Origin of the sequence: Sporosarcina sp. ACRSL, assembly GCF_022346605.1 — a bacterium.
In the GTDB taxonomy this organism is placed as follows: Bacteria; Bacillota; Bacilli; order Bacillales_A; family Planococcaceae; genus Sporosarcina.
Map to the genome: position 1 here is coordinate 274,058 of NZ_JAKRNT010000001.1, position 19,170 is coordinate 293,227.

Annotated in this window: 18 protein-coding genes and 1 other annotated feature; all 18 genes read left to right on the forward strand. The window is 44.1% G+C overall.

Going from position 1 to position 19,170, the window contains the following annotated elements; all coding sequences use genetic code 11:
* Positions 1-59: 59 nt before the first annotated feature.
* The 18 genes from MHZ92_RS01550 (at position 60) to MHZ92_RS01635 (ending at position 19,099) form a co-directional block, all read left to right on the forward strand.
* On the forward strand, positions 60-755 hold the full coding sequence (locus tag MHZ92_RS01550) for a YggS family pyridoxal phosphate-dependent enzyme (RefSeq protein ID WP_239430063.1): 696 nt from the start codon (positions 60-62) through the stop codon (positions 753-755).
* Positions 752-1,198 (forward strand): cell division protein SepF, encoded by a 447-nt coding sequence (locus MHZ92_RS01555; RefSeq protein WP_239429730.1) that lies wholly within the window; start codon positions 752-754, stop codon positions 1,196-1,198. The genes MHZ92_RS01550 and MHZ92_RS01555 overlap by 4 nt, the downstream gene beginning before the upstream one ends.
* Before the next feature lie 19 nt (positions 1,199-1,217).
* Entirely contained in the window at positions 1,218-1,514 is a 297-nt protein-coding gene (locus MHZ92_RS01560) for a YggT family protein (protein ID WP_239429731.1), read from the forward strand.
* Positions 1,515-1,568: 54 nt separating this feature from the next.
* Complete coding sequence (locus MHZ92_RS01565; protein WP_239429732.1) at positions 1,569-2,345, forward strand: YlmH family RNA-binding protein; 777 nt, start codon at positions 1,569-1,571, stop codon at positions 2,343-2,345.
* Positions 2,346-2,439: 94 nt separating this feature from the next.
* Positions 2,440-2,946, forward strand: coding sequence for a DivIVA domain-containing protein (locus MHZ92_RS01570; RefSeq protein ID WP_239429733.1), 507 nt, complete (start codon positions 2,440-2,442; stop codon positions 2,944-2,946).
* 55 nt (positions 2,947-3,001) lie between these two features.
* Positions 3,002-3,215, forward strand: a binding site (T-box leader).
* Between the two features lie 40 nt (positions 3,216-3,255).
* Positions 3,256-6,018 carry an isoleucine--tRNA ligase gene (gene ileS / locus MHZ92_RS01575; protein WP_239429734.1) on the forward strand — a complete coding sequence of 921 codons (2,763 nt, stop codon included), beginning with the start codon at positions 3,256-3,258 and terminating at the stop codon, positions 6,016-6,018.
* Between the two features lie 144 nt (positions 6,019-6,162).
* Positions 6,163-6,639: a signal peptidase II gene (gene lspA / locus MHZ92_RS01580; RefSeq protein WP_304649546.1), complete on the forward strand. Its 477-nt coding sequence runs from the start codon at positions 6,163-6,165 to the stop codon at positions 6,637-6,639.
* Complete coding sequence (locus MHZ92_RS01585) at positions 6,639-7,553, forward strand: RluA family pseudouridine synthase (RefSeq protein ID WP_239429736.1); 915 nt, start codon at positions 6,639-6,641, stop codon at positions 7,551-7,553. The genes lspA and MHZ92_RS01585 overlap by 1 nt, the downstream gene beginning before the upstream one ends.
* Before the next feature lie 199 nt (positions 7,554-7,752).
* On the forward strand, positions 7,753-8,295 hold the full coding sequence (gene pyrR, locus MHZ92_RS01590; RefSeq protein ID WP_239429737.1) for a bifunctional pyr operon transcriptional regulator/uracil phosphoribosyltransferase PyrR: 543 nt from the start codon (positions 7,753-7,755) through the stop codon (positions 8,293-8,295).
* A 26-nt stretch (positions 8,296-8,321) separates the two neighbouring features.
* Positions 8,322-9,617, forward strand: a complete 1,296-nt coding sequence (locus MHZ92_RS01595; RefSeq protein WP_239429738.1) for a uracil-xanthine permease family protein — start codon at positions 8,322-8,324, stop codon at positions 9,615-9,617.
* Between the two features lie 150 nt (positions 9,618-9,767).
* A complete protein-coding gene (locus tag MHZ92_RS01600; protein ID WP_239430064.1) occupies positions 9,768-10,682 on the forward strand; it encodes an aspartate carbamoyltransferase catalytic subunit in 915 nt (304 codons plus the stop codon).
* On the forward strand, positions 10,649-11,944 hold the full coding sequence (locus MHZ92_RS01605) for a dihydroorotase (protein WP_239429739.1): 1,296 nt from the start codon (positions 10,649-10,651) through the stop codon (positions 11,942-11,944). The genes MHZ92_RS01600 and MHZ92_RS01605 overlap by 34 nt, the downstream gene beginning before the upstream one ends.
* A 43-nt stretch (positions 11,945-11,987) precedes the next feature.
* Complete coding sequence (carB, locus tag MHZ92_RS01610) at positions 11,988-15,185, forward strand: carbamoyl-phosphate synthase large subunit (RefSeq protein WP_239429740.1); 3,198 nt, start codon at positions 11,988-11,990, stop codon at positions 15,183-15,185.
* Entirely contained in the window at positions 15,182-15,958 is a 777-nt protein-coding gene (locus tag MHZ92_RS01615) for a dihydroorotate dehydrogenase electron transfer subunit (RefSeq protein ID WP_239429741.1), read from the forward strand. The genes carB and MHZ92_RS01615 overlap by 4 nt, the downstream gene beginning before the upstream one ends.
* Positions 15,955-16,869 (forward strand): dihydroorotate dehydrogenase, encoded by a 915-nt coding sequence (locus MHZ92_RS01620; RefSeq protein WP_239429742.1) that lies wholly within the window; start codon positions 15,955-15,957, stop codon positions 16,867-16,869. The genes MHZ92_RS01615 and MHZ92_RS01620 overlap by 4 nt, the downstream gene beginning before the upstream one ends.
* Positions 16,866-17,585: an orotidine-5'-phosphate decarboxylase gene (pyrF, locus tag MHZ92_RS01625; RefSeq protein ID WP_239429743.1), complete on the forward strand. Its 720-nt coding sequence runs from the start codon at positions 16,866-16,868 to the stop codon at positions 17,583-17,585. The genes MHZ92_RS01620 and pyrF overlap by 4 nt, the downstream gene beginning before the upstream one ends.
* On the forward strand, positions 17,578-18,210 hold the full coding sequence (gene pyrE, locus MHZ92_RS01630) for an orotate phosphoribosyltransferase (RefSeq protein WP_239429744.1): 633 nt from the start codon (positions 17,578-17,580) through the stop codon (positions 18,208-18,210). The genes pyrF and pyrE overlap by 8 nt, the downstream gene beginning before the upstream one ends.
* Before the next feature lie 502 nt (positions 18,211-18,712).
* Positions 18,713-19,099 (forward strand): DUF192 domain-containing protein, encoded by a 387-nt coding sequence (locus tag MHZ92_RS01635; RefSeq protein ID WP_239429745.1) that lies wholly within the window; start codon positions 18,713-18,715, stop codon positions 19,097-19,099.
* Positions 19,100-19,170: the final 71 nt, after the last annotated feature.

Here is a 19,170-nt window from a genome sequence, read left to right on the forward strand (position 1 = left end):
GATATGTGTCCGTCCAATTGGTACAATAAAGCAAAGTAAGCAGAAAAGTAGTGATTTCATTGGACGCACTTCAACAACGTATTCAAAAAATAGAAGAAGAAATTCAAACAGTTTGCAATCGTTCTGGAAGGAATCGTCAAGACGTAACGATTGTGGCGGTGACAAAGCAAGTCTCCGCTAAGAGGACAAAGGAAGTCATTGAACTTGGCATTACAGACCTTGGGGAAAATCGACCCGAAGGACTTCTTGGAAAAAAAGAAAGCATTCTATCTGAAGGGCTCACTTGGCATTTCATCGGAAATGTACAGAGCCGCAAAGTGAAGGACATCATCAACCAAGTTGATTTTCTCCACTCATTGGACCGTATGAGCTTAGCAAAAGAGATTCAAAAACGTGCAACGTCTCCAGTGGATTGCTTCGTGCAAGTGAATGTATCCGGGGAAGAGTCCAAATCAGGGTTACAACCTGAAGAGGTGGAGGAATTCATTATTCGATTAGCCGAATACGATAAAATTCGTGTGGTCGGTTTAATGACGATGGCTCCCTTCACACAGGACGAGGAATGGATTCGAACCATTTTTCGTTCATTGCGTGAACTTCGCGACCGAATGGCATCTAAAAAATTGGAACATGCGCCTTGCACACTACTATCCATGGGAATGTCAAACGATTATGTTATCGCAATCGAAGAAGGTGCAACTCACGTTAGAATTGGAACCGCATTAGTCGGGACCGAAAGCGAGGGAGACGAATGAGCATAAAAAGACGATTTGAAAAATGGTTCTACCTTGATGAAGAAGAGGAATTTCAGCAAGAACAGCCTGTCCGGGAACAACAACCCGTTCAAGAGCAGCAACCGAGAAGAGCGGTTTCACGTAAGCCGCAAATTGCCGAAACTCAACAATCCGGCAACGTAGTCAGCTTGCAGAGCATCCAGAAATCTTCAAAAGTCGTTCTGTTTGAACCGCGTGTCTATGCAGAAGCGCAGGATATTTCGGAGCATTTAAAGAATAAAAGAGCCGTTGTCGTCAATTTACAAAGGATTGAGCGCGATCAAGGTATCCGTATCGTCGATTTCCTTAGCGGAACCGTCTACGCTCTTGGAGGTGACATTCAGCGGATTGGCACTGACATTTTCCTTTGTGTGCCGGAGAATGTCGAAGTGGCTGGAAGCATTTCCGATTTTTTTGAACGATAGAAATGATTGAGGTGTACAAATGGGATTAATAGAAATAATAACAATGCTTTTTTCGCTCATATTAAGGGCGATCGATATTTACTTGATACTCCTCATTATATATATATTAATGTCGTGGGTACCTGCATCAAGGGAAACAAAGTTCGGCATTTTCTTAGGGAAAATTACTGAACCTTATTTAGGTTTTTTCCGTAAGTTTATTCCACCACTTGGAATGATCGATATTTCTCCGATCGTAGCTATCTTTGTATTGAATTATTTAATTTCTCGCGGTGTATTCGAAGTTTATCGATTGATCGTTACCTCACTCATGTGAGGTTTTTTCTATAAGGAACCTGCATAGGATAGGGTTCTTAAGGAGTCGTTAACAATGAATTCGATCATACAACATTTTAGAAAAGACGAGCAGCCTTTCATTGAAACAGTAATTGGGTGGACGCGTGAAGTGGAGGATACCTATTCTCCAAAGCTCACCGGCTTTCTTGACCCGAGGCAGATTTTCATTTTAGGATCCATCGTTAGAAGTTCAGGTTTGCAATTTGGAGTGAATGGCGCTTTCCTTGAGCCGGAACGTCAACGAGCATTAATTTACCCGGATTATTATGAACCTGAAGATGAGGATTACCAAGTGTCTGTTTTTACGGTAAGATATCCCGCGAAATTCATGACACTCGAGCATCGGGATATTTTAGGTTCCCTCATGGCGCTCGGCATCGACCGTTCGAAATTCGGTGATATCCGCTTGGAGGAAGATGTCGTTCAATTTGCTGCCGTAGAGGAAATGAAAGATTATCTCATCGCCAATTTGACGTCAATCGGCAAATCCAAAGTCCGGGTTGAAGAGCTCGGTTCCCAAGATGAACTGATTGTAAACAAGGAATCATGGAAGGAAGAGCTTCACACGATCAGCTCATTACGTCTGGACTCGCTAGTCGCTTCGTTATTGAATTGTCCACGTCAAAAAGCTGTTGCGCTTATTCAGAATGATAAAGTGAAAGTCAACCATGTGATCCGTGATCAGCAAGCGTTCGAAGTGAATGAATCTGATATCCTTTCGATTAGAGGTTCGGGCCGCTTCAAAATCATCTCGATTGAAGGACGGACCCGAAAAGACAAAATTCGATTGCTCGTTGGTAGGTTAGAATGATTTTTCAGACAATCGGTCGAAAAACTGCTTTCTTATATGTGTAAGGCATGTATAATAGGGAGTAGAAGATTTATTCGAAAGGGAGGAACAGTAGATGGCATTGTCACCACTCGATATACATAACAAAGAGTTCAGCCGCGGCTTCCGTGGTTACGATGAAGATGAAGTGAACGAATTTCTAGAACAGATCATGAAAGATTACGAAAACGTGCTCGAAGAAAATAAAGAGTTGAAAAACAGTTTAAAGGAAACAAAAGAAAAGGTTTCCCATTTCAATTCAATTGAAGAGACATTGCAGAAATCGATTTTAATTGCCCAGGAAGCTGCTGAAGATGTAAGACGCAACTCGATTCAGGAATCAAAGCTCATCGTTAAGGAAGCCGAGAAAAATGCAGATCGTATTGTAAATGAGGCACTGTCCCGTGCCCGCAAGATCGCTATGGAGATCGAGGATTTGAAAAAACAATCGAAAGTGTTTAGAAATCGTTTCCGTATGTTGATCGAAGCCCAGCTTGAAATGATCAAGACAGACGATTGGGAGAAACTGCTTGAATATGAGCCGGATACAGAGCATCTTGAATCAGCCGCAGATGTAGAATGAAGGGATGCTTGACATTCCATCTCGTTCTTACATATAATAATGACCATATAAGCAGGAACAGGCGTTGAAAGAGAGAGTACTTTCCGAAATTCATGCAAAGCGAACCGGGGATGGTGTGAGCCCGGTCTGAAACGGAAACGAAAATCACTCCAGAGCCGGATTGACGAAAAGCAATCCCGGATACACCCCGTTATGGTGTTCTGAGAGGCAGTATGATGATTCATGCTGCAACTAGGGTGGTAACGCGAGAACAATTCCTCGTCCCTTTATTAGGGACGGGGATTTTTTATTTCCAAAGGAGGAAACAGTATGGATTACAAAGACACATTGCTTATGCCGAAAACCGAATTTCCAATGCGCGGCAACTTGCCAAACAAAGAACCCGAAATGCAAGCAAAATGGGATGAAATGAACATTTACGAAAAAGTACTAGATCGTACGGAAGGAAGACCTTTCTTCGTCCTTCATGACGGACCACCTTATGCGAACGGTGACCTTCATATGGGTCACGCCCTTAACAAAGTTCTAAAAGATATGATCGTTCGACATAAATCGATGACCGGGTTCCACGCTCCGTACGTACCGGGCTGGGATACACACGGACTTCCAATCGAGCAAGCTCTCGTCAACAAAGGCGTTGACCGTAAAAAGCACTCCGTCGCAGAATTCAGAAAGATGTGTGAGGAATACGCATACAGCCAGATCGACAGCCAACGATCACAATTCAAACGAATCGGTGTACGAGGCAACTGGGAAAACCCATATATCACTTTGAAGCCAGAATTTGAAGCAAGACAAATTCAAGTATTCGGCGAAATGGCCAAAAAAGGCTATATTTACAAAGGACTGAAGCCAGTATACTGGTCTCCGTCAAGTGAATCGGCACTAGCTGAAGCGGAAATCGAATACAAGGATAAAAAATCTCCTTCCATCTACGTTGCATTTCCAATTAAAGATGGCCTAGGTGCAGTCGATGAGGATGTCCGCATCGTCATCTGGACGACGACTCCTTGGACAATTCCTGCAAACCTAGGAATTTCAGTTCATCCTGAATTCACATATGCGATTGTGAATGTAGAAGGTAGCAAGTTCTTGTTGGCAAAAGATCTCGTCGAGTTTGTTGCGAAAGAGATCGGTTGGGAATCATATGAAATTGTAAATGAACTAAAAGGATCCGAGTTGGATAAGGTCGTTGCCAAACATCCATTTTATGATCGCGACTCCCTCGTCATGTTGGGCGAGCACGTCACTGCAGAAGCAGGTACTGGCTGTGTCCATACTGCTCCAGGACACGGTGAAGACGACTTTTACGTATCGAAACAATACGGAATCGATGCGTTGTCACCAATCAATGACCGAGGCGTCATGACAGAAGAGGCTCCAGGTTTTGAAGGACTATTTTATGAAGATGCAAATAAAGAAGTGACGAAAAAGTTGGATGAAGTAGGGGCTCTATTGAAACTTTCCTTCATCACACACTCGTATCCACATGATTGGCGTACAAAAAAACCTGTCATTTTCCGTGCGACAGCTCAATGGTTCGCGTCCATCGAATCATTCCGTAATGAATTGCTGGAAGCTATCCGCAATACGAAATTCACACCTACTTGGGGTGAAACCCGTTTGTACAATATGGTGCGCGACCGTGGTGACTGGTGTATTTCACGTCAACGTGTATGGGGAGTTCCGATTCCGGTGTTTTATGCGGAAAATGGTGACGCGATCCTTACTGATGAAACGATTGCACATGTAGCAAGTCTGTTCAGAGAACACGGTTCGAATGTCTGGTTTGAATGGGAAGCGAAAGATCTGCTTCCAAAAGGTTTCAAGCATGAAGGCAGCCCGAATGGCCAATTTACAAAAGAGACGGATATTATGGACGTCTGGTTTGATTCCGGTTCAACGCACCAAGGTGTGTTAGAGGAAAGAGACGATCTCGTCTATCCGGCTGATTTGTATTTGGAAGGCTCCGACCAATACCGTGGTTGGTTCAACTCTTCCTTGACGACAAGTGTCGCCATCAATGGAATCGCTCCTTACAAAGGGCTATTAAGCCACGGATTCACGTTGGACGCCGAAGGACGTAAAATGAGTAAGTCGCTCGGCAACGTCATCGTGCCTGCAAAAGTGATGAACCAGCTTGGTGCGGATATCCTTCGTCTCTGGGTATCATCTGTTGACTACACAGCGGATGTCAGGGTATCCGATTCCAACTTTAAGCAAGTGTCGGAAGTATACCGGAAAATCCGGAACACACTCCGTTTCTTGCATGGTAACGTGGCAGATTTCAATCCGGCAACAGACCGTGTCGCATTCGAAAATATGCGTCCAATTGACCAATATGTCTATGTGAAGTTGCAAGATTTAATTAAAGAAGTCCTCGAAGCCTATGAGAAATATGAATTCGCAGGTGTTTACCATGCAGTTAATAATTTCTGTACAGGTGAACTAAGCTCATTCTATCTTGACATTGCAAAAGACGTCGTTTATATCGAAGGAGTCGATCATTCACACCGTCGTGCAATGCAAACAGTCATGTACGATTCGCTTCTCGCATTGTTGAAACTATTGACGCCAATCATTCCGCATACGACGGATGAACTATGGGCGTACCTTGAGCATGTCGAAGAGGAAAGCGTTCAACTTACCGACATGCCGCAAGCAGAAGACCTTGGAGAACGTGCGGACACTCTACGCAAGCGTTTCGGCCAATTAATGCTTGTGCGTGACGATGTATTGAAGGCTCTTGAAGAAGCACGGAATGCAAAAGTGATCGGTAAATCGCTTGAAGCGAAAGTGACAGTCGCATTGCCTGATAAGATGGCTGGCATTTTTGAAGCGAATGATATCGATTTTGCCCAATTCTTCATCGTCTCCAAATTCCAAGAAGGTGAAGAAGGACAATTGGCAACGGATGCACTTCAGCTTGATTACGCAACTGTTCTTGTGGAGAAAGCGGACGGCGAAAAATGTGACCGTTGCTGGACAATTTCTGAATCTGTCGGCACAGACGCAGATCACCCATCCCTCTGCTCACGTTGCGCTGATGTCGTGAAAAAATACTATCAATAATCGATTTGGTGAAGGCTGTTTGTAACTGTGGCTGCGTCCCGGTTGCAACAGCCTTTTTCTTTTACTATAAATGCACACCAATTTCATGATTGCGATTGTTTTATGGTAAAATGGAGCAGAAACTGTCGGACGGGGGTTTTTGGATTGGTATTATATTATGGATTGGCGTTATTCTTAATTTTGCTCGATCAACTGACAAAATGGCTCGTTGTGCAAAACATGAACCTCGGGGAGAGAATTCCGATAGCGGACCCTTATTTGGCATTACTGTCACATCGTAATAAAGGAGCCGCATGGGGAATGCTAGAAGGACAAATGTGGTTATTTTATATTGTCACAATATTAGTCGTCGTCGGCATCATTTATTTTTTCCACAAGGAAGCGAAAGGCAGCAAATTGCTAAGTGTCAGCCTCATGTTTTTATTGGGCGGAGCGATTGGAAATTTCATTGATCGATTAATACGTAAGGAAGTAGTTGACTTCGTCGATGTTCTCATCCCAGTTATCAATTACGACTTTCCAATCTTCAACGTAGCGGACGCTGCATTGACGGTAGGTGTCGTCCTTCTGATCCTTCACGTTTTTATCGATGAAAAAAAGAACAAGAAAAAGGTGGCATAATGGAACCGTTCGAAATTGAAATAACAGATGAGCATGCAAATGACAGGATCGACAAAGTGCTTTCAACTATCAATCCTGATTGGTCCCGCACTCAAATCCAGCAATGGGTGAAAGATGGGGCGGTTCTCGTGAACGATGGAACTGTCAAACAGAATTATAAAGTGAAAAGCGGAGATGTTATCCAAGTGACAGAGCCTGAACTTGAGGAGCTCGATATCGTTGCTGAAGATCTCGACTTGGAGATCGTCTATGAGGACCCGGACGTACTTGTAGTGAACAAGCCGCGAGGAATGGTTGTCCATCCTGCACCAGGACATACTACAGGCACGCTTGTCAATGGGTTGATGCATCAAGTAAAGGACCTTTCGGGAATAAACGGCGTCATGCGTCCTGGAATCGTCCATCGGATTGACAAAGACACATCCGGTTTGCTCATGGTCGCTAAAAATGACCAAGCACACGTATCACTTGTTGATCAACTTGTCGAGAAATCTGTGACGCGCATTTATACGGCGCTTGTTCATGGTCATATCCCTCATGATCAAGGGACGATTGACGCACCGATCGGAAGGGATCCGAAAGATCGGCAAAGTATGACCGTTATCGATAAAGGCAAACATGCTGTTACACATTTTAAAGTGTTGGATCGTTTTGGTGATTTTACGTTAGTGGAATGCCGTCTGGAAACCGGAAGAACACACCAAATACGTGTGCATATGAAATATATCGGTTATCCGCTAGCTGGGGATCCGAAATATGGACCAAGGAAAACAATCGATTTCAACGGACAAGCGTTGCATGCCGGTACAATCGGCTTTAAGCACCCGCGTTCCGGTGAATATCTTGAGTTCACACAACCATTGCCGGAAGACTTTAAAGCATTGCTTGAAAAATTACGTACCGATAATCGTTGACAAAGTGAAATTGGCCAACTATACTAAACAATGAAATGAATAGCGATACCTTTAAAGTCAGTCCAGAGAGGCTGGGAAGGTTGCACGGAAGTACAGTTGGATAGCTGCGGCTATTCTTCGGTACGCTTCTTTCTGCACACCTGTACCCTCCCGCCATCTTGGCGGGAGGGTTATTTATTTTCCAAGAGGAGGAGTTTGTATGACGGAAAAAGCAATCATTCTTGACGAACAGGCAATATCGCGGGCGGTGACAAGAATCGCCTACGAGATCATCGAGAAGAATAAAGGAATTGATGGATGCATCCTTGTCGGCATTAAAACAAGAGGTGCGGTTCTAGCAAAACGCCTTTCGGAAAGAATCAAGCAAATTGAAGGGAAACCGATTTTGACTGGTGAGTTGGATATTACGCTGTACAGAGACGACCTCCAATTGAAACATGAAAATAAGGAACCTCTCGTCCACCAAGTGGATATCCAACATGATGTAACAGAAAAGAAAGTGATTCTTGTCGATGATGTCCTTTATACAGGTAGAACGGTGAGAGCCGCAATGGATGCAGTCATTGATCTCGGAAGACCGGCAGCGATCCAACTGGCAGTCCTCGTTGACCGTGGCCACCGCGAATTGCCCATCCGCCCCGATTTTGTCGGGAAAAACATTCCGACCTCAAGTGAAGAGCGGATAGTCGTCAATGTCATTGAAGAGGATGGCAATGATGGCGTGACAATCCATACAAAATAACATAGAGAATAGGGATTGAGAGAGAAATGACGAATGACAACAAAGTGTTAGACGTACTCGATAAACCGGCTCCGGGGAGATGGCTTGCCCTCAGTTTGCAGCATATGTTTGCAATGTTCGGAGCAACGATCCTCGTACCGCAATTGGTTGGCTTGAGCCCAGCAATCGCTTTACTCACAAGTGGACTTGCGACGATCATCTTCGTTCTTGTCACAAGATTCAAAGTGCCCGCCTACTTAGGGTCATCGTTCGCTTTTATTGCACCGATTCAAGTGGCGACGAGCACAGGTGGCATCGGAAGCGCGATGATCGGAAGCATGTTTGTCGCCCTCGTGTATGCGCTTGTATCATTGCTGATTTGGACGACGGGCTCAGGTTGGATTATGAAATTCCTTCCCCCAGTCGTAGTCGGACCGGTCATTATGGTTATCGGATTAGCGTTGGCACCAACGGCGGTGAGCATGGCGAGCACGATTGAAGTGAACGGGGTATCGGAATATAATTTACTGCATTTCTCGGCCGCAATTGTCACATTGGCTTCAGCAATTATCTGTCTCATGTTCTTCCGAGGAGTAGTAAGTCTCATGCCTGTCCTGATTGGGATAATAGTAGGCTATGTATACTCTGCGGCAATTGGAATTCTGGACTTCACAAAAGTGCATGAAGCTGCGTGGTTTGAAATTCCAGAATTCTTGCTTCCCGGAATAGATTATGAGTTTGTCATCACTCCGACTTTGCTTGCAATCATGGTTCCGATTTCAATCGTGACAATTTCAGAACATATCGGACACCAACTCGTACTCGGCCGCGTTGTGAATAAAGATTTCATTAAAGATCCTGGTTTGAACAGGTCGCTATTGGGAGACGGACTCGGAACACTCATCAGTGGATTCCTCGGAGGCCCTCCGAAAACGACATACGGTGAAAACATTGGAGTCATGGCAATCACACGTGTCTATAGCGTCTATGTCATCATTGGCGCAGCTGTATTTGCGATATTGTTCTCCTTCATTGGCAAGCTGATGGCAATTATCGCGACGATTCCGCAAGCGGTTCTTGGGGGCATATCCATATTGCTGTTCGGTATCATCGCTGCCTCCGGACTGAGAATGCTCGTCGATCACAAAGTCGATTTTGGGCAGCAACGAAACCTCGTCATCGCCTCGGTTATTCTCGTAATCGGAATCGGTGGCGCCTCAATCCATATTAGTGAAACATTCCAAGTAGGGGGAATGGCGCTTGCTGCAATTGTAGGCGTACTTCTGAACTTGATTTTGCCAGGTAGGACAAATGATAGCTTGGCAGGAAGTGAAATAGAATAGGAAGACCTTTTAACATTGTACTGAGAGACAAGGAAAGGTTCGGTTGACAGACAGTCATTCAAAATGGATGACGGTTGTTTCGTCATGCCCAACTGGCCTTTCCATGAAGTGGAAAGGCTATTTTTTATCCAAACGGAAGGGGATTTTCACATGAAAAACCTATTATCAATGAAGGATCTAACAATCGAAGAAATTTCAGCTATTTTGGATCGCGCCGCAATGTTAAAAAGATATGGAATCCGGGCATTACCCCAAAAATATATGGTTAGCAATCTATTCTTTGAGCCTAGTACACGAACAAAAATGAGTTTTGAAGTGGCGGAGCGGAAATTGGGCCTTGAAACGATTCCCTTTGAAGCGGGTGCTTCAAGTGCAGTAAAGGGAGAGACGTTGTACGACACGCTCCGCACTCTTGAAGAAATCGGGTTGGATGCAGTTGTTATCAGACATCCCGAAGAGCGCTATTATGAGGACCTAATAGGAAAACTGAAAATGGCAATCATCAACGGCGGAGACGGCTCGGGTCAACATCCAACACAATCCTTACTTGACTTGTTTACGATAAAAGAAACACTCGGAGGTTTCAAAGGGCTCAATGTGCTCATCGCCGGTGACATTGCCCATAGTAGAGTTGCAAAGTCCAATGCAGATGCTCTTATAAAGCTTGGTGCAAATGTGAAATTCCTATGCCCTCCAGAGTGGGCAGGTGATTTTCCATACGTGAGTGACTGGGATGAAGTGATCTACACAAGCGATGTTGTCATGCTTCTCAGAGTTCAGCACGAAAGACATGATGGCAAAATGAGATTCACAAAGGAAGAATATCACTTGAAATACGGACTGACAGTTGAGCGGGAAAGGGACATGAAGCCCGGATCGATCATCATGCATCCTGCACCGGTTAACCGTGATGTAGAAATAGCTGGGAGCCTTGTTGAATGCAATCGGTCAATGATTTACAAACAAGTTGAAAATGGTGTCTATATACGTGCGGCTATCTTAGAAACGATTTTACAAAAGGAGGAATTGGCATGGGAAAGATCATCAAGAGTGCATATGTTTTGAACGACGAAGGTGAAAAGGTTTTAGTTGATGTCCGAATTGATGGGGACCTGATAACCGAAATTGGCGCCGATTTGAAAGTAGGAGATTCCGAAGTAATTGACGGCAATGGCCTGCTACTTGCACCAGGATTTATCGACGTCCATGTTCATTTGCGCGAACCTGGCGGCGAGCATAAAGAGACGATTGAAACAGGGACGCTTGCGGCAGCTAAAGGCGGATACACGACAATTTGCGCAATGCCGAATACGAGACCTGTACCTGACACGAAGGAAAATTTAACGTACGTCAATGAATTGATTGCCGAAAAAGCGCATATACGCGTTCTTCCTTACGCATCAATCACAATCAGGGAAGCCGGAAAAGAGCGGACGAATTTGAAAGAATTGAAAGAGCACGGGGCTTTCGCATTTACCGATGATGGCGTCGGCGTCCAACAAGCTGGGATGATGTATGAAGCAATGCAAGATGCAGCAGAGATCGGCATGCCAATAGTAGCGCATTGTGAAGACAATACATTAATATACGGTGGTGCAATGCATGAAGGAAAGCGTAATAAGGAGCTTGGACTTCCGGGAATCCCTTCAATAGCGGAATCGGTTCATATCTCCCGTGATATCCTTCTAGCAGAAGCGGCTAGCGCCCACTACCATGTGTGCCACGTAAGTACAAAAGAGTCTGTGAGAGTCATCCGAGATGCGAAGAGAGCCGGGATTCATGTAACGGCTGAAGTAAGTCCACATCACCTAATTTTATCTGAAGAGGATATCCCTGGGGACGATGCAGATTGGAAGATGAATCCTCCTTTGCGTGGTATCGAGGATTTACATGCGCTGCAAGAAGGTCTTTTAGACGGAACTTTGGATTTCATCGCAACCGATCACGCACCTCATACAGCAGAAGAGAAAAATGCCGGGTTTGCAAAAGCACCTTTCGGGATTACAGGATTTGAAACAGCATTCCCACTTCTATACACGCACTTCGTGAAAGAAGGTAAATGGACATTAAAGCAATTGATTGATTGGATGACTGTAAAACCCGCAGATGTTTTCGGTCTACCATACGGAAAAATCGAAGTCGGAGCACAAGCAGATTTAGTCCTTCTTGATTTGAATAAAGAACAGACAATTGACCGGAAGACATTTTTGTCTAAGGGGAAAAATACACCTTTCGACGGCTGGATTTGTTCCGGATGGCCTGTGAAGACGATCTACAATGGAAACATCGTATGGCAAGAAAGTGAAGTACTTCAAGAACAGAATTAATTTCTAAGATTCTATGATGCCGATAAAAGAAAGGGGAAGTACAATGCCAAAACGCCAAGATATTGAAACGATTCTAGTGATCGGATCCGGACCAATCATCATCGGTCAGGCGGCCGAATTTGACTATGCAGGAACACAAGCATGCCTTTCATTAAAGGAAGAAGGATACCGGGTAATCCTCATTAATTCGAATCCGGCAACAATCATGACGGATACCGAAATTGCAGATAAAGTTTACATCGAACCATTGACACTCGATTTTGTAAGCCGCATTATCCGCAAAGAACGACCAGATGCCCTTCTTCCGACTTTGGGTGGTCAAACGGCATTAAATATGGCGATTGAACTTCAAGAATCAGGAATTTTAGATGAATATGAAATTGAAATTATCGGAACGAATCTCGAAGCGATTCAAAAAGCAGAAGATCGAGATCTCTTCCGCACTTTAATGAAAGAACTCGGCGAGCCTGTTCCGGAAAGCGATATTATCCACAATGTAGAGGAAGCTTATGCGTTCGTTGAAAAGATTGGATATCCGGTAATTGTCCGACCTGCTTTCACACTTGGTGGAACTGGCGGAGGAATTTGTACGAACGATCAGGAACTTCTAGAAACTGTATCAAGCGGCCTGAAGTATAGCCCAGTCACCCAGTGCCTCCTTGAAAAATCGATTGCAGGTCTGAAAGAGATCGAATACGAAGTAATGAGAGATTCCGCAGATAACGCAATTGTCATTTGTAATATGGAAAACGTTGATGCGGTCGGTATTCACACGGGCGATTCCATCGTTACTGCCCCATGCCAAACACTGACAGACTATGAAAATGATATGCTTCGGAATGTTTCATTGAAAATCGTCCGGGCATTGAAGATCGAAGGCGGCTGTAATGTCCAACTGGCGCTTAATTCGGAAAACTTGGCCTACTATATCATTGAAGTGAATCCTCGGGTGAGCCGTTCATCTGCTTTAGCTTCAAAAGCTACGGGGTATCCGATTGCCAAAATGGCTGCCAAAATTGCAGTCGGCCTAACATTTGCTGAAATGGTGAATCCGATAACCGGAAAAGGAGATGCGTTGTTTGAACCGGCTATCAATTATATCGTAACTAAAATCCCGAGATGGCCATTCGATAAATTCGAATCGGCAAAGCGTAATCTAGGGACGCAAATGAAAGCCACCGGCGAAGTGATGGCAATCGGCGCCACATTCGAAGAGTCGATCTTGAAAGCCGTCCGTTCCCTTGAAACTGGACAATTCGGTTTGGCTTTGAAAAATGCATATAAGTTGTCGGATGAAATGATTGAAAAGCGAATCCGGTCAGCTGGAGATGAAAGACTTTTCTTCATCGGGGAGGCTTTGCGAAGAGGTGTTACGGTAGAAACTCTAAAGAAATGGAGTCAAATCGACCTGTACTTCCTTCACAAATTTGAAAGGATCGTTCAATTTGAGCGTGAACTAGCGTCGCACCCTTATGACTTGGAAAAACTCATTGAAGCAAAACGGATGGGCTTTTCGGATGTGACGATCTCAAAACTTTGGAATGAAGATGAGTTTTCCATCTATAAATTTAGGAAGGAAAATGGAATCGTTCCAGTTTATAAAAAAGTGGATACAAGCACGGATGAATATGAATCAAATGCTCCTTACTTTTATGGAACATATGAAAAAGAAAATGATTCCGTAAGATCCAAAAAGAAAAGTGTCATTGTCCTTGGTTCAGGACCGATTCGGATCGGTCAAGGCGTGGAGTTTGACTATGCAACGGTCCATTCGATTTGGGCCATTCAGGAAGCGGGTTATGAAGCGATTGTCATCAATAACAATCCTGAAACGGTTTCAACCGACTCTTCTGTCTCAGATAAATTGTATTTCGAGCCGCTTACAATTGAAGACGTCATGCACATCATCGATTTGGAACAGCCTGAAGGGGTCATCGTGCAATTCGGAGGACAGACGGCAATCAATTTAGCTGCCGGACTGGAAGAGCGCGGAGTAAAAATCTTGGGGACGTCACTTCAAGATATCGACAGGGCGGAAAACAGGGATAAATTCGAGCGGGCACTAAATGAACTCGATATTCCACAGCCGCTCGGAAAAACAGCGGTATCCATTGATGAAGCTGTGCAAATCGCCAGTGAAATCGGCTATCCGGTTCTCGTCAGACCTTCGTATGTATTAGGCGGGCGGGCGATGGAAATCGTCTATCAGGAAAAAGAGCTTCTTCATTATATGGAACACGCCGTAGAAGCAAGTCCTGAGCATCCTGTATTGATCGACCGCTACTTAACGGGGACGGAAATTGAAGTCGATGCAATTTGTGACGGTGAAAATGTAGTAATACCGGGGATTATGGAGCATATCGAACGAGCGGGAGTCCACTCCGGCGATTCGATTGCGGTATTTCCTCCACAGAGCTTGTCGGGTGTAATGGTTGAGACGATTGTAGATTATACGGAACGGTTGGCGCTTGGGCTGAATATTAAAGGGCTTCTCAATATCCAATTCGTAATCTCCGAAGGCCAAGTGTATGTCATTGAGGTGAATCCGCGGTCGAGCAGGACGGTTCCCTTCCTAAGTAAGATTACGAACATACCGATGGCAAACATTGCGACAAAAGCGATTTTAGGCCAATCAATCATTGAGCAAGGGTATGAAACAGGCCTTGCACAGGCTCCTAAAGGAGTGTACGTGAAAGTTCCAGTGTTTTCATTCGCCAAGCTCCGCCGTGTCGATACTACGCTAGGACCTGAGATGAAATCGACTGGTGAAGTCATGGGGAAAGATTTGACATTGGAAAAAGCATTATATAAAGGGCTTGTAGCGGCAGGAATGGAAATAAAAGAATACGGTTCAGTGCTTCTGACGGTTGCCGATAAAGACAAGGGTGAGATTGTAGATCTTGCAAAAAGGTTTACGAATATCGGCTATCAAATTCTTGCAACAGAAGGAACAGCTAAAGTATTAGAGAAGGCTGGTATTAAAGCAAGTATTGTTAGGAAAATCGGTTCGGAAGGGCCGAGTCTGATCGATGTCATTCAAAAGGGGGATGTCCAGCTCGTCGTTAACACTTTAACGAAAGGGAAAATGCCCGAACGTGATGGTTTCCGGATCCGCCGTGAATCAGTTGAAAACGGCATCCCATGCTTGACGTCGATCGATACAGCCAATGCAATGCTACGCGTCATCGAATCCATTACATTTCAAATGGAAAATATGCCAAAACAGCAGGTGATCATATGATAATTCAAGACCGGATGAAAGTGACGGGACAAAAGAAAATCGCGGAAAATATATTTGAACTGAAACTGACAGGGAAGCTGGTGGGGGAAATAAACTCCCCTGGCCAGTTTGTCCATATTCGTGTAACGGACTCATTTGAGCCTTTATTGAGAAGGCCGATTTCCATCGCGTCCATTAATGAAGACAAGAGCGAAATGACAATTATTTATCGAGCTGAGGGACGCGGAACAACTTTGCTATCCTTGAAAAGGGAAGGTGAAGAAGTCGATGTACTCGGTCCGTTAGGGAATGGGTTTCCGGTTCACGAAACTTTGCCTGGTGAGACGGCTGTGCTGATTGGTGGAGGAATCGGAGTGCCTCCTTTATACGAATTATCCAAGCAGCTGACCGCGAAGGGTGTGAAATGCATCCATGTATTAGGCTTTCAATCAGCAGAAGTGTCATTCTATGAAGAAGCATTCAAGCAATTAGGTGACACATATATCGCAACAGTCGATGGAACGAAAGGGACAAAAGGCTTCGTAACGAATGTAATGGAAACGATAGGAGACGACTTCTCGACTTATTATAGCTGCGGTCCTATGCCGATGTTGAATGCGGTTCAATCAGCCTACACTGGAAAGAAAGGCTTTCTATCATTCGAACAGCGGATGGGTTGCGGAATTGGAGCCTGTTTTGCATGTGTTTGTGAAACGACAGAGAAGACAGACAAGGAATACGTAAAAGTTTGTTCGGATGGACCAGTATTTCCTGCGGGGGTGGTGTCGATATGAATAGATTAGCAGTTGAATTGCCCGGGTTGCAATTGAAAAATCCAATTATGCCGGCTTCCGGTTGTTTTGGATTTGGCAAGGAATACGGGGCTCTATATGATTTATCTCAATTAGGTGCAATTATGATAAAAGCGACCACTTTGGAAACGCGTTTTGGCAATCCGACTCCCCGCGTTGCGGAAACAGCTTCAGGGATGTTGAATGCGATCGGCTTACAAAATCCCGGCTTAGAAGGCGTCATGGAAAATGAACTGCCTTGGCTAGAGCAGTTCGATGTGCCGATTATTGCTAATGTCGCCGGAACGGAAACAGCCGATTATGTTGAAGTGGCGAAAACAATCTCAACTGCACCGAATGTGAAAGCGTTAGAATTGAACATATCATGTCCTAATGTCAAATGCGGAGGTATCACGTTCGGTACAGATCCACAGCAAGCGCATGATCTGACGGCTGCCGTAAAAGCAGTGTCCGAAGTACCAGTGTACGTAAAGCTTTCTCCGAACGTTACAGATATAAAAGAAATTGCAAAAGCCGTTGAAGCTGGCGGAGCAGATGGCATTACGATGATTAATACGCTTGTTGGCATGCGGCTCGATCAAAAAACAGGTAGGCCGATCATTGCGAATATAACAGGCGGATTATCCGGTCCGGCCGTCAAACCGGTCGCGATTAAAATGGTCTACGAAGTGAGCCAAGTTGTACATATCCCGATCATCGGTATGGGTGGAGTTGCAGAAACAGCCGATGTCATCGATTTCCTATCGGCAGGTGCGAGTGCGGTAGCTGTCGGGACAGCAAATTTTGTAGATCCGTTCATTTGCCCCAAAATCATTGAAGAACTTCCGGCAAAATTGGATGAGCTTTGCGTTGAACATATTTCTGAACTTGTTGGAAGGAGCCATCGGATATGAAGACATCCCCGATTATTGCGTTAGACTTTGATTCATCACAAAAGGTTATCGATTTTCTCGAACCATTCGAAAGTGACGTTAATGTGAAGGTCGGCATGCAGCTTTATTACAAAGAAGGCCCAGCCATCATTTCCAAATTGAAAGAGCGTGGGTTCGATATATTTCTAGACTTGAAGTTGCATGATATTCCGAATACGGTCATGTTTGCCATGGAAGTGCTAGCTAGTTTAGGAGTGAGCTTGGTGAATGTACATGCTGCAGGCGGAAAGACAATGATGGAAGCGGCACTCGAGGGGCTGGATAAAGGGACACCTGCAGGAACAAAGCGTCCTTCGATCATCGGTGTCACTCAATTGACGTCTACAGACGAACGGCAAGTGAGGGAAGAACAGCTCATCGAGGCATCACTTCAGGAGTCCGTCCTACATTATGCGAAACTCACGAAGGAGGCGGGATTGGATGGGGTCGTTTGTTCTGTCCACGAAGCAGCAATCATTACAGAAATTTGCGGACCTGAATTCATGAAGGTGACGCCTGGAATTCGCCTTCCAGAGAGCGGGACACACGACCAGAAAAGAATTGCAACACCAGAAGAAGCTAGGGAAGAAGGGTCCACACATATCGTAGTCGGCAGAGCGATTACAGGTGCTAAAGATCCTCGCGCTGCTTATGAACAAATTAATGCACGTTGGAAAGGGATGGAGTGGAATGAGTAAAAAGGAAATCGCACATATTTTGTTAAAGGTTGGAGCAGTAGAATTAAGTCCGGACGATCCCTTCACATGGGCATCGGGCATCCAATCACCGATCTATTGCGATAATCGACTAACGATGTCAGACCCAGCAGGACGTAAGCAAATTGCTGAAGGACTTGCAAATTTAATAAGCAAACACTATCCGGAAACGACACTTATTGCTGGAACGGCAACGGCAGGAATTCCGCACGCTGCTTGGGTGGCGGACATTCTTGGATTACCAATGGTATATATCCGTTCAAAGGCAAAAGGGCACGGGCGTAGCAAGCAAATTGAAGGGAAAGTAAAGCCCGAGGATAAAGCGATCATCATTGAAGATTTGATTTCCACAGGTGGCAGCAGCTTAAATGCTGTCGAAGCCCTTAGATCTGAAGGGATCAAAGTAGAAGGTGTCGTCTCTATTTTTACATATGAGCTAGCTAGTGCAGATGTTGCTTTTGCGGAAGCAAATCTGTCCTACAAGAGCTTAACAGATTTCGGAGCACTAACAGAAGCTGCTATTGAAAGCGGTGCAATAACAAATGAATCAATTATCGGTTTATTGGAATGGCATTCGAAATTGAAAGCAGGATTATTACACAGTTAATAATAATAGTATTGATTTCCGTTCCAGGTGGACGCTTTCCGCGGACGAACGCTGAGCCAATCGAACAACGAACATTTCGATTTGACTTATTTCTGCGTCCTGAATTGGTACCACAATTGGCACAGGAAATAGCAGCAGTGTATAAATTTATGTTAACTCCAGATAACATATTGATCCACTTATGATATAAGTGATCCACTCGTAGTAAAAAATACAAACAGCAATTGGAATCTTGAAGACTCCAATTGCTGTTGTTTTATTTTTATCTACTAATGGGTGCGATTCTTTAAGTAAGAAGGACCGACCTTTTTTATTGAACAAACAGAGTTTAGTTGATTAAATCTATTTTTATGTTGTTGCTCTGATTATTGATAGTATTAAATATAAAACCATAGAATAAGTTTAAAAGTAAAAAGGAGTTGCCTAGTTATTTTTTCTTCTTATTTTCGTTTTATCTCCAAATTTCTTTCCTGCTTATAATACTACTTGAAGGTGTGTGAAGATGAAAAATAGAATAAAAACAAAAATGATAAAAATACTCAGTGGAGACAGGGAAACAAAATTAATCGTTCAAGTTGCAGATACTCAAAGCGAAATAGCATTTGGCTTAATGTTTGTTGAAATATTACCCGAAAATGAAGGGATGTTATTTGTGTTTCCAAGTAAAATATATGGTGGATTTTGGATGAAAAATACATTAATTCCTCTAAGTATTGCTTTTATTGATTCAGATGGTGAAATTTTGAAAATACTGGATATGGAGCCTTGTATAGGAGATAATTGTCCTATCTATGATCCATTACTTTCTTATCATTATGCAATTGAAGTGAATCGTGGCTGGTTTGAAAAGAATCAAATCAAAGAAGGGGATTATATAAAATTTAATTGAATTCATCTATCCTCTAAGCTTAAGGTGATGTGATTTTTTAGCGGAAAGCGTCCGCCCGAAGCGGAAACGTT

Excerpts from the sequence above, each read along its gene's own strand:
- pyrF (WP_239429743.1), top strand. The coding sequence starts at position 16,866 with ATGAAGACATCCCCGATTATTGCGTTAGACTTTGATTCATCACAAAAG.
- pyrR (WP_239429737.1), top strand. The coding sequence starts at position 7,753 with ATGACGGAAAAAGCAATCATTCTTGACGAACAGGCAATATCGCGGGCG.
- carB (WP_239429740.1), top strand. The coding sequence starts at position 11,988 with ATGCCAAAACGCCAAGATATTGAAACGATTCTAGTGATCGGATCCGGA.
- MHZ92_RS01585 (WP_239429736.1), top strand. The coding sequence starts at position 6,639 with ATGGAACCGTTCGAAATTGAAATAACAGATGAGCATGCAAATGACAGG.
- MHZ92_RS01595 (WP_239429738.1), top strand. The coding sequence starts at position 8,322 with ATGACGAATGACAACAAAGTGTTAGACGTACTCGATAAACCGGCTCCG.
- MHZ92_RS01605 (WP_239429739.1), top strand. The coding sequence starts at position 10,649 with ATGGGAAAGATCATCAAGAGTGCATATGTTTTGAACGACGAAGGTGAA.
- MHZ92_RS01560 (WP_239429731.1), top strand. The coding sequence starts at position 1,218 with ATGGGATTAATAGAAATAATAACAATGCTTTTTTCGCTCATATTAAGG.
- MHZ92_RS01615 (WP_239429741.1), top strand. The coding sequence starts at position 15,182 with ATGATAATTCAAGACCGGATGAAAGTGACGGGACAAAAGAAAATCGCG.
- MHZ92_RS01620 (WP_239429742.1), top strand. The coding sequence starts at position 15,955 with ATGAATAGATTAGCAGTTGAATTGCCCGGGTTGCAATTGAAAAATCCA.
- MHZ92_RS01565 (WP_239429732.1), top strand. The coding sequence starts at position 1,569 with ATGAATTCGATCATACAACATTTTAGAAAAGACGAGCAGCCTTTCATT.
- MHZ92_RS01555 (WP_239429730.1), top strand. The coding sequence starts at position 752 with ATGAGCATAAAAAGACGATTTGAAAAATGGTTCTACCTTGATGAAGAA.
- MHZ92_RS01635 (WP_239429745.1), top strand. The coding sequence starts at position 18,713 with ATGAAAAATAGAATAAAAACAAAAATGATAAAAATACTCAGTGGAGAC.
- pyrE (WP_239429744.1), top strand. The coding sequence starts at position 17,578 with ATGAGTAAAAAGGAAATCGCACATATTTTGTTAAAGGTTGGAGCAGTA.
- ileS (WP_239429734.1), top strand. The coding sequence starts at position 3,256 with ATGGATTACAAAGACACATTGCTTATGCCGAAAACCGAATTTCCAATG.
- MHZ92_RS01570 (WP_239429733.1), top strand. The coding sequence starts at position 2,440 with ATGGCATTGTCACCACTCGATATACATAACAAAGAGTTCAGCCGCGGC.
- MHZ92_RS01600 (WP_239430064.1), top strand. The coding sequence starts at position 9,768 with ATGAAAAACCTATTATCAATGAAGGATCTAACAATCGAAGAAATTTCA.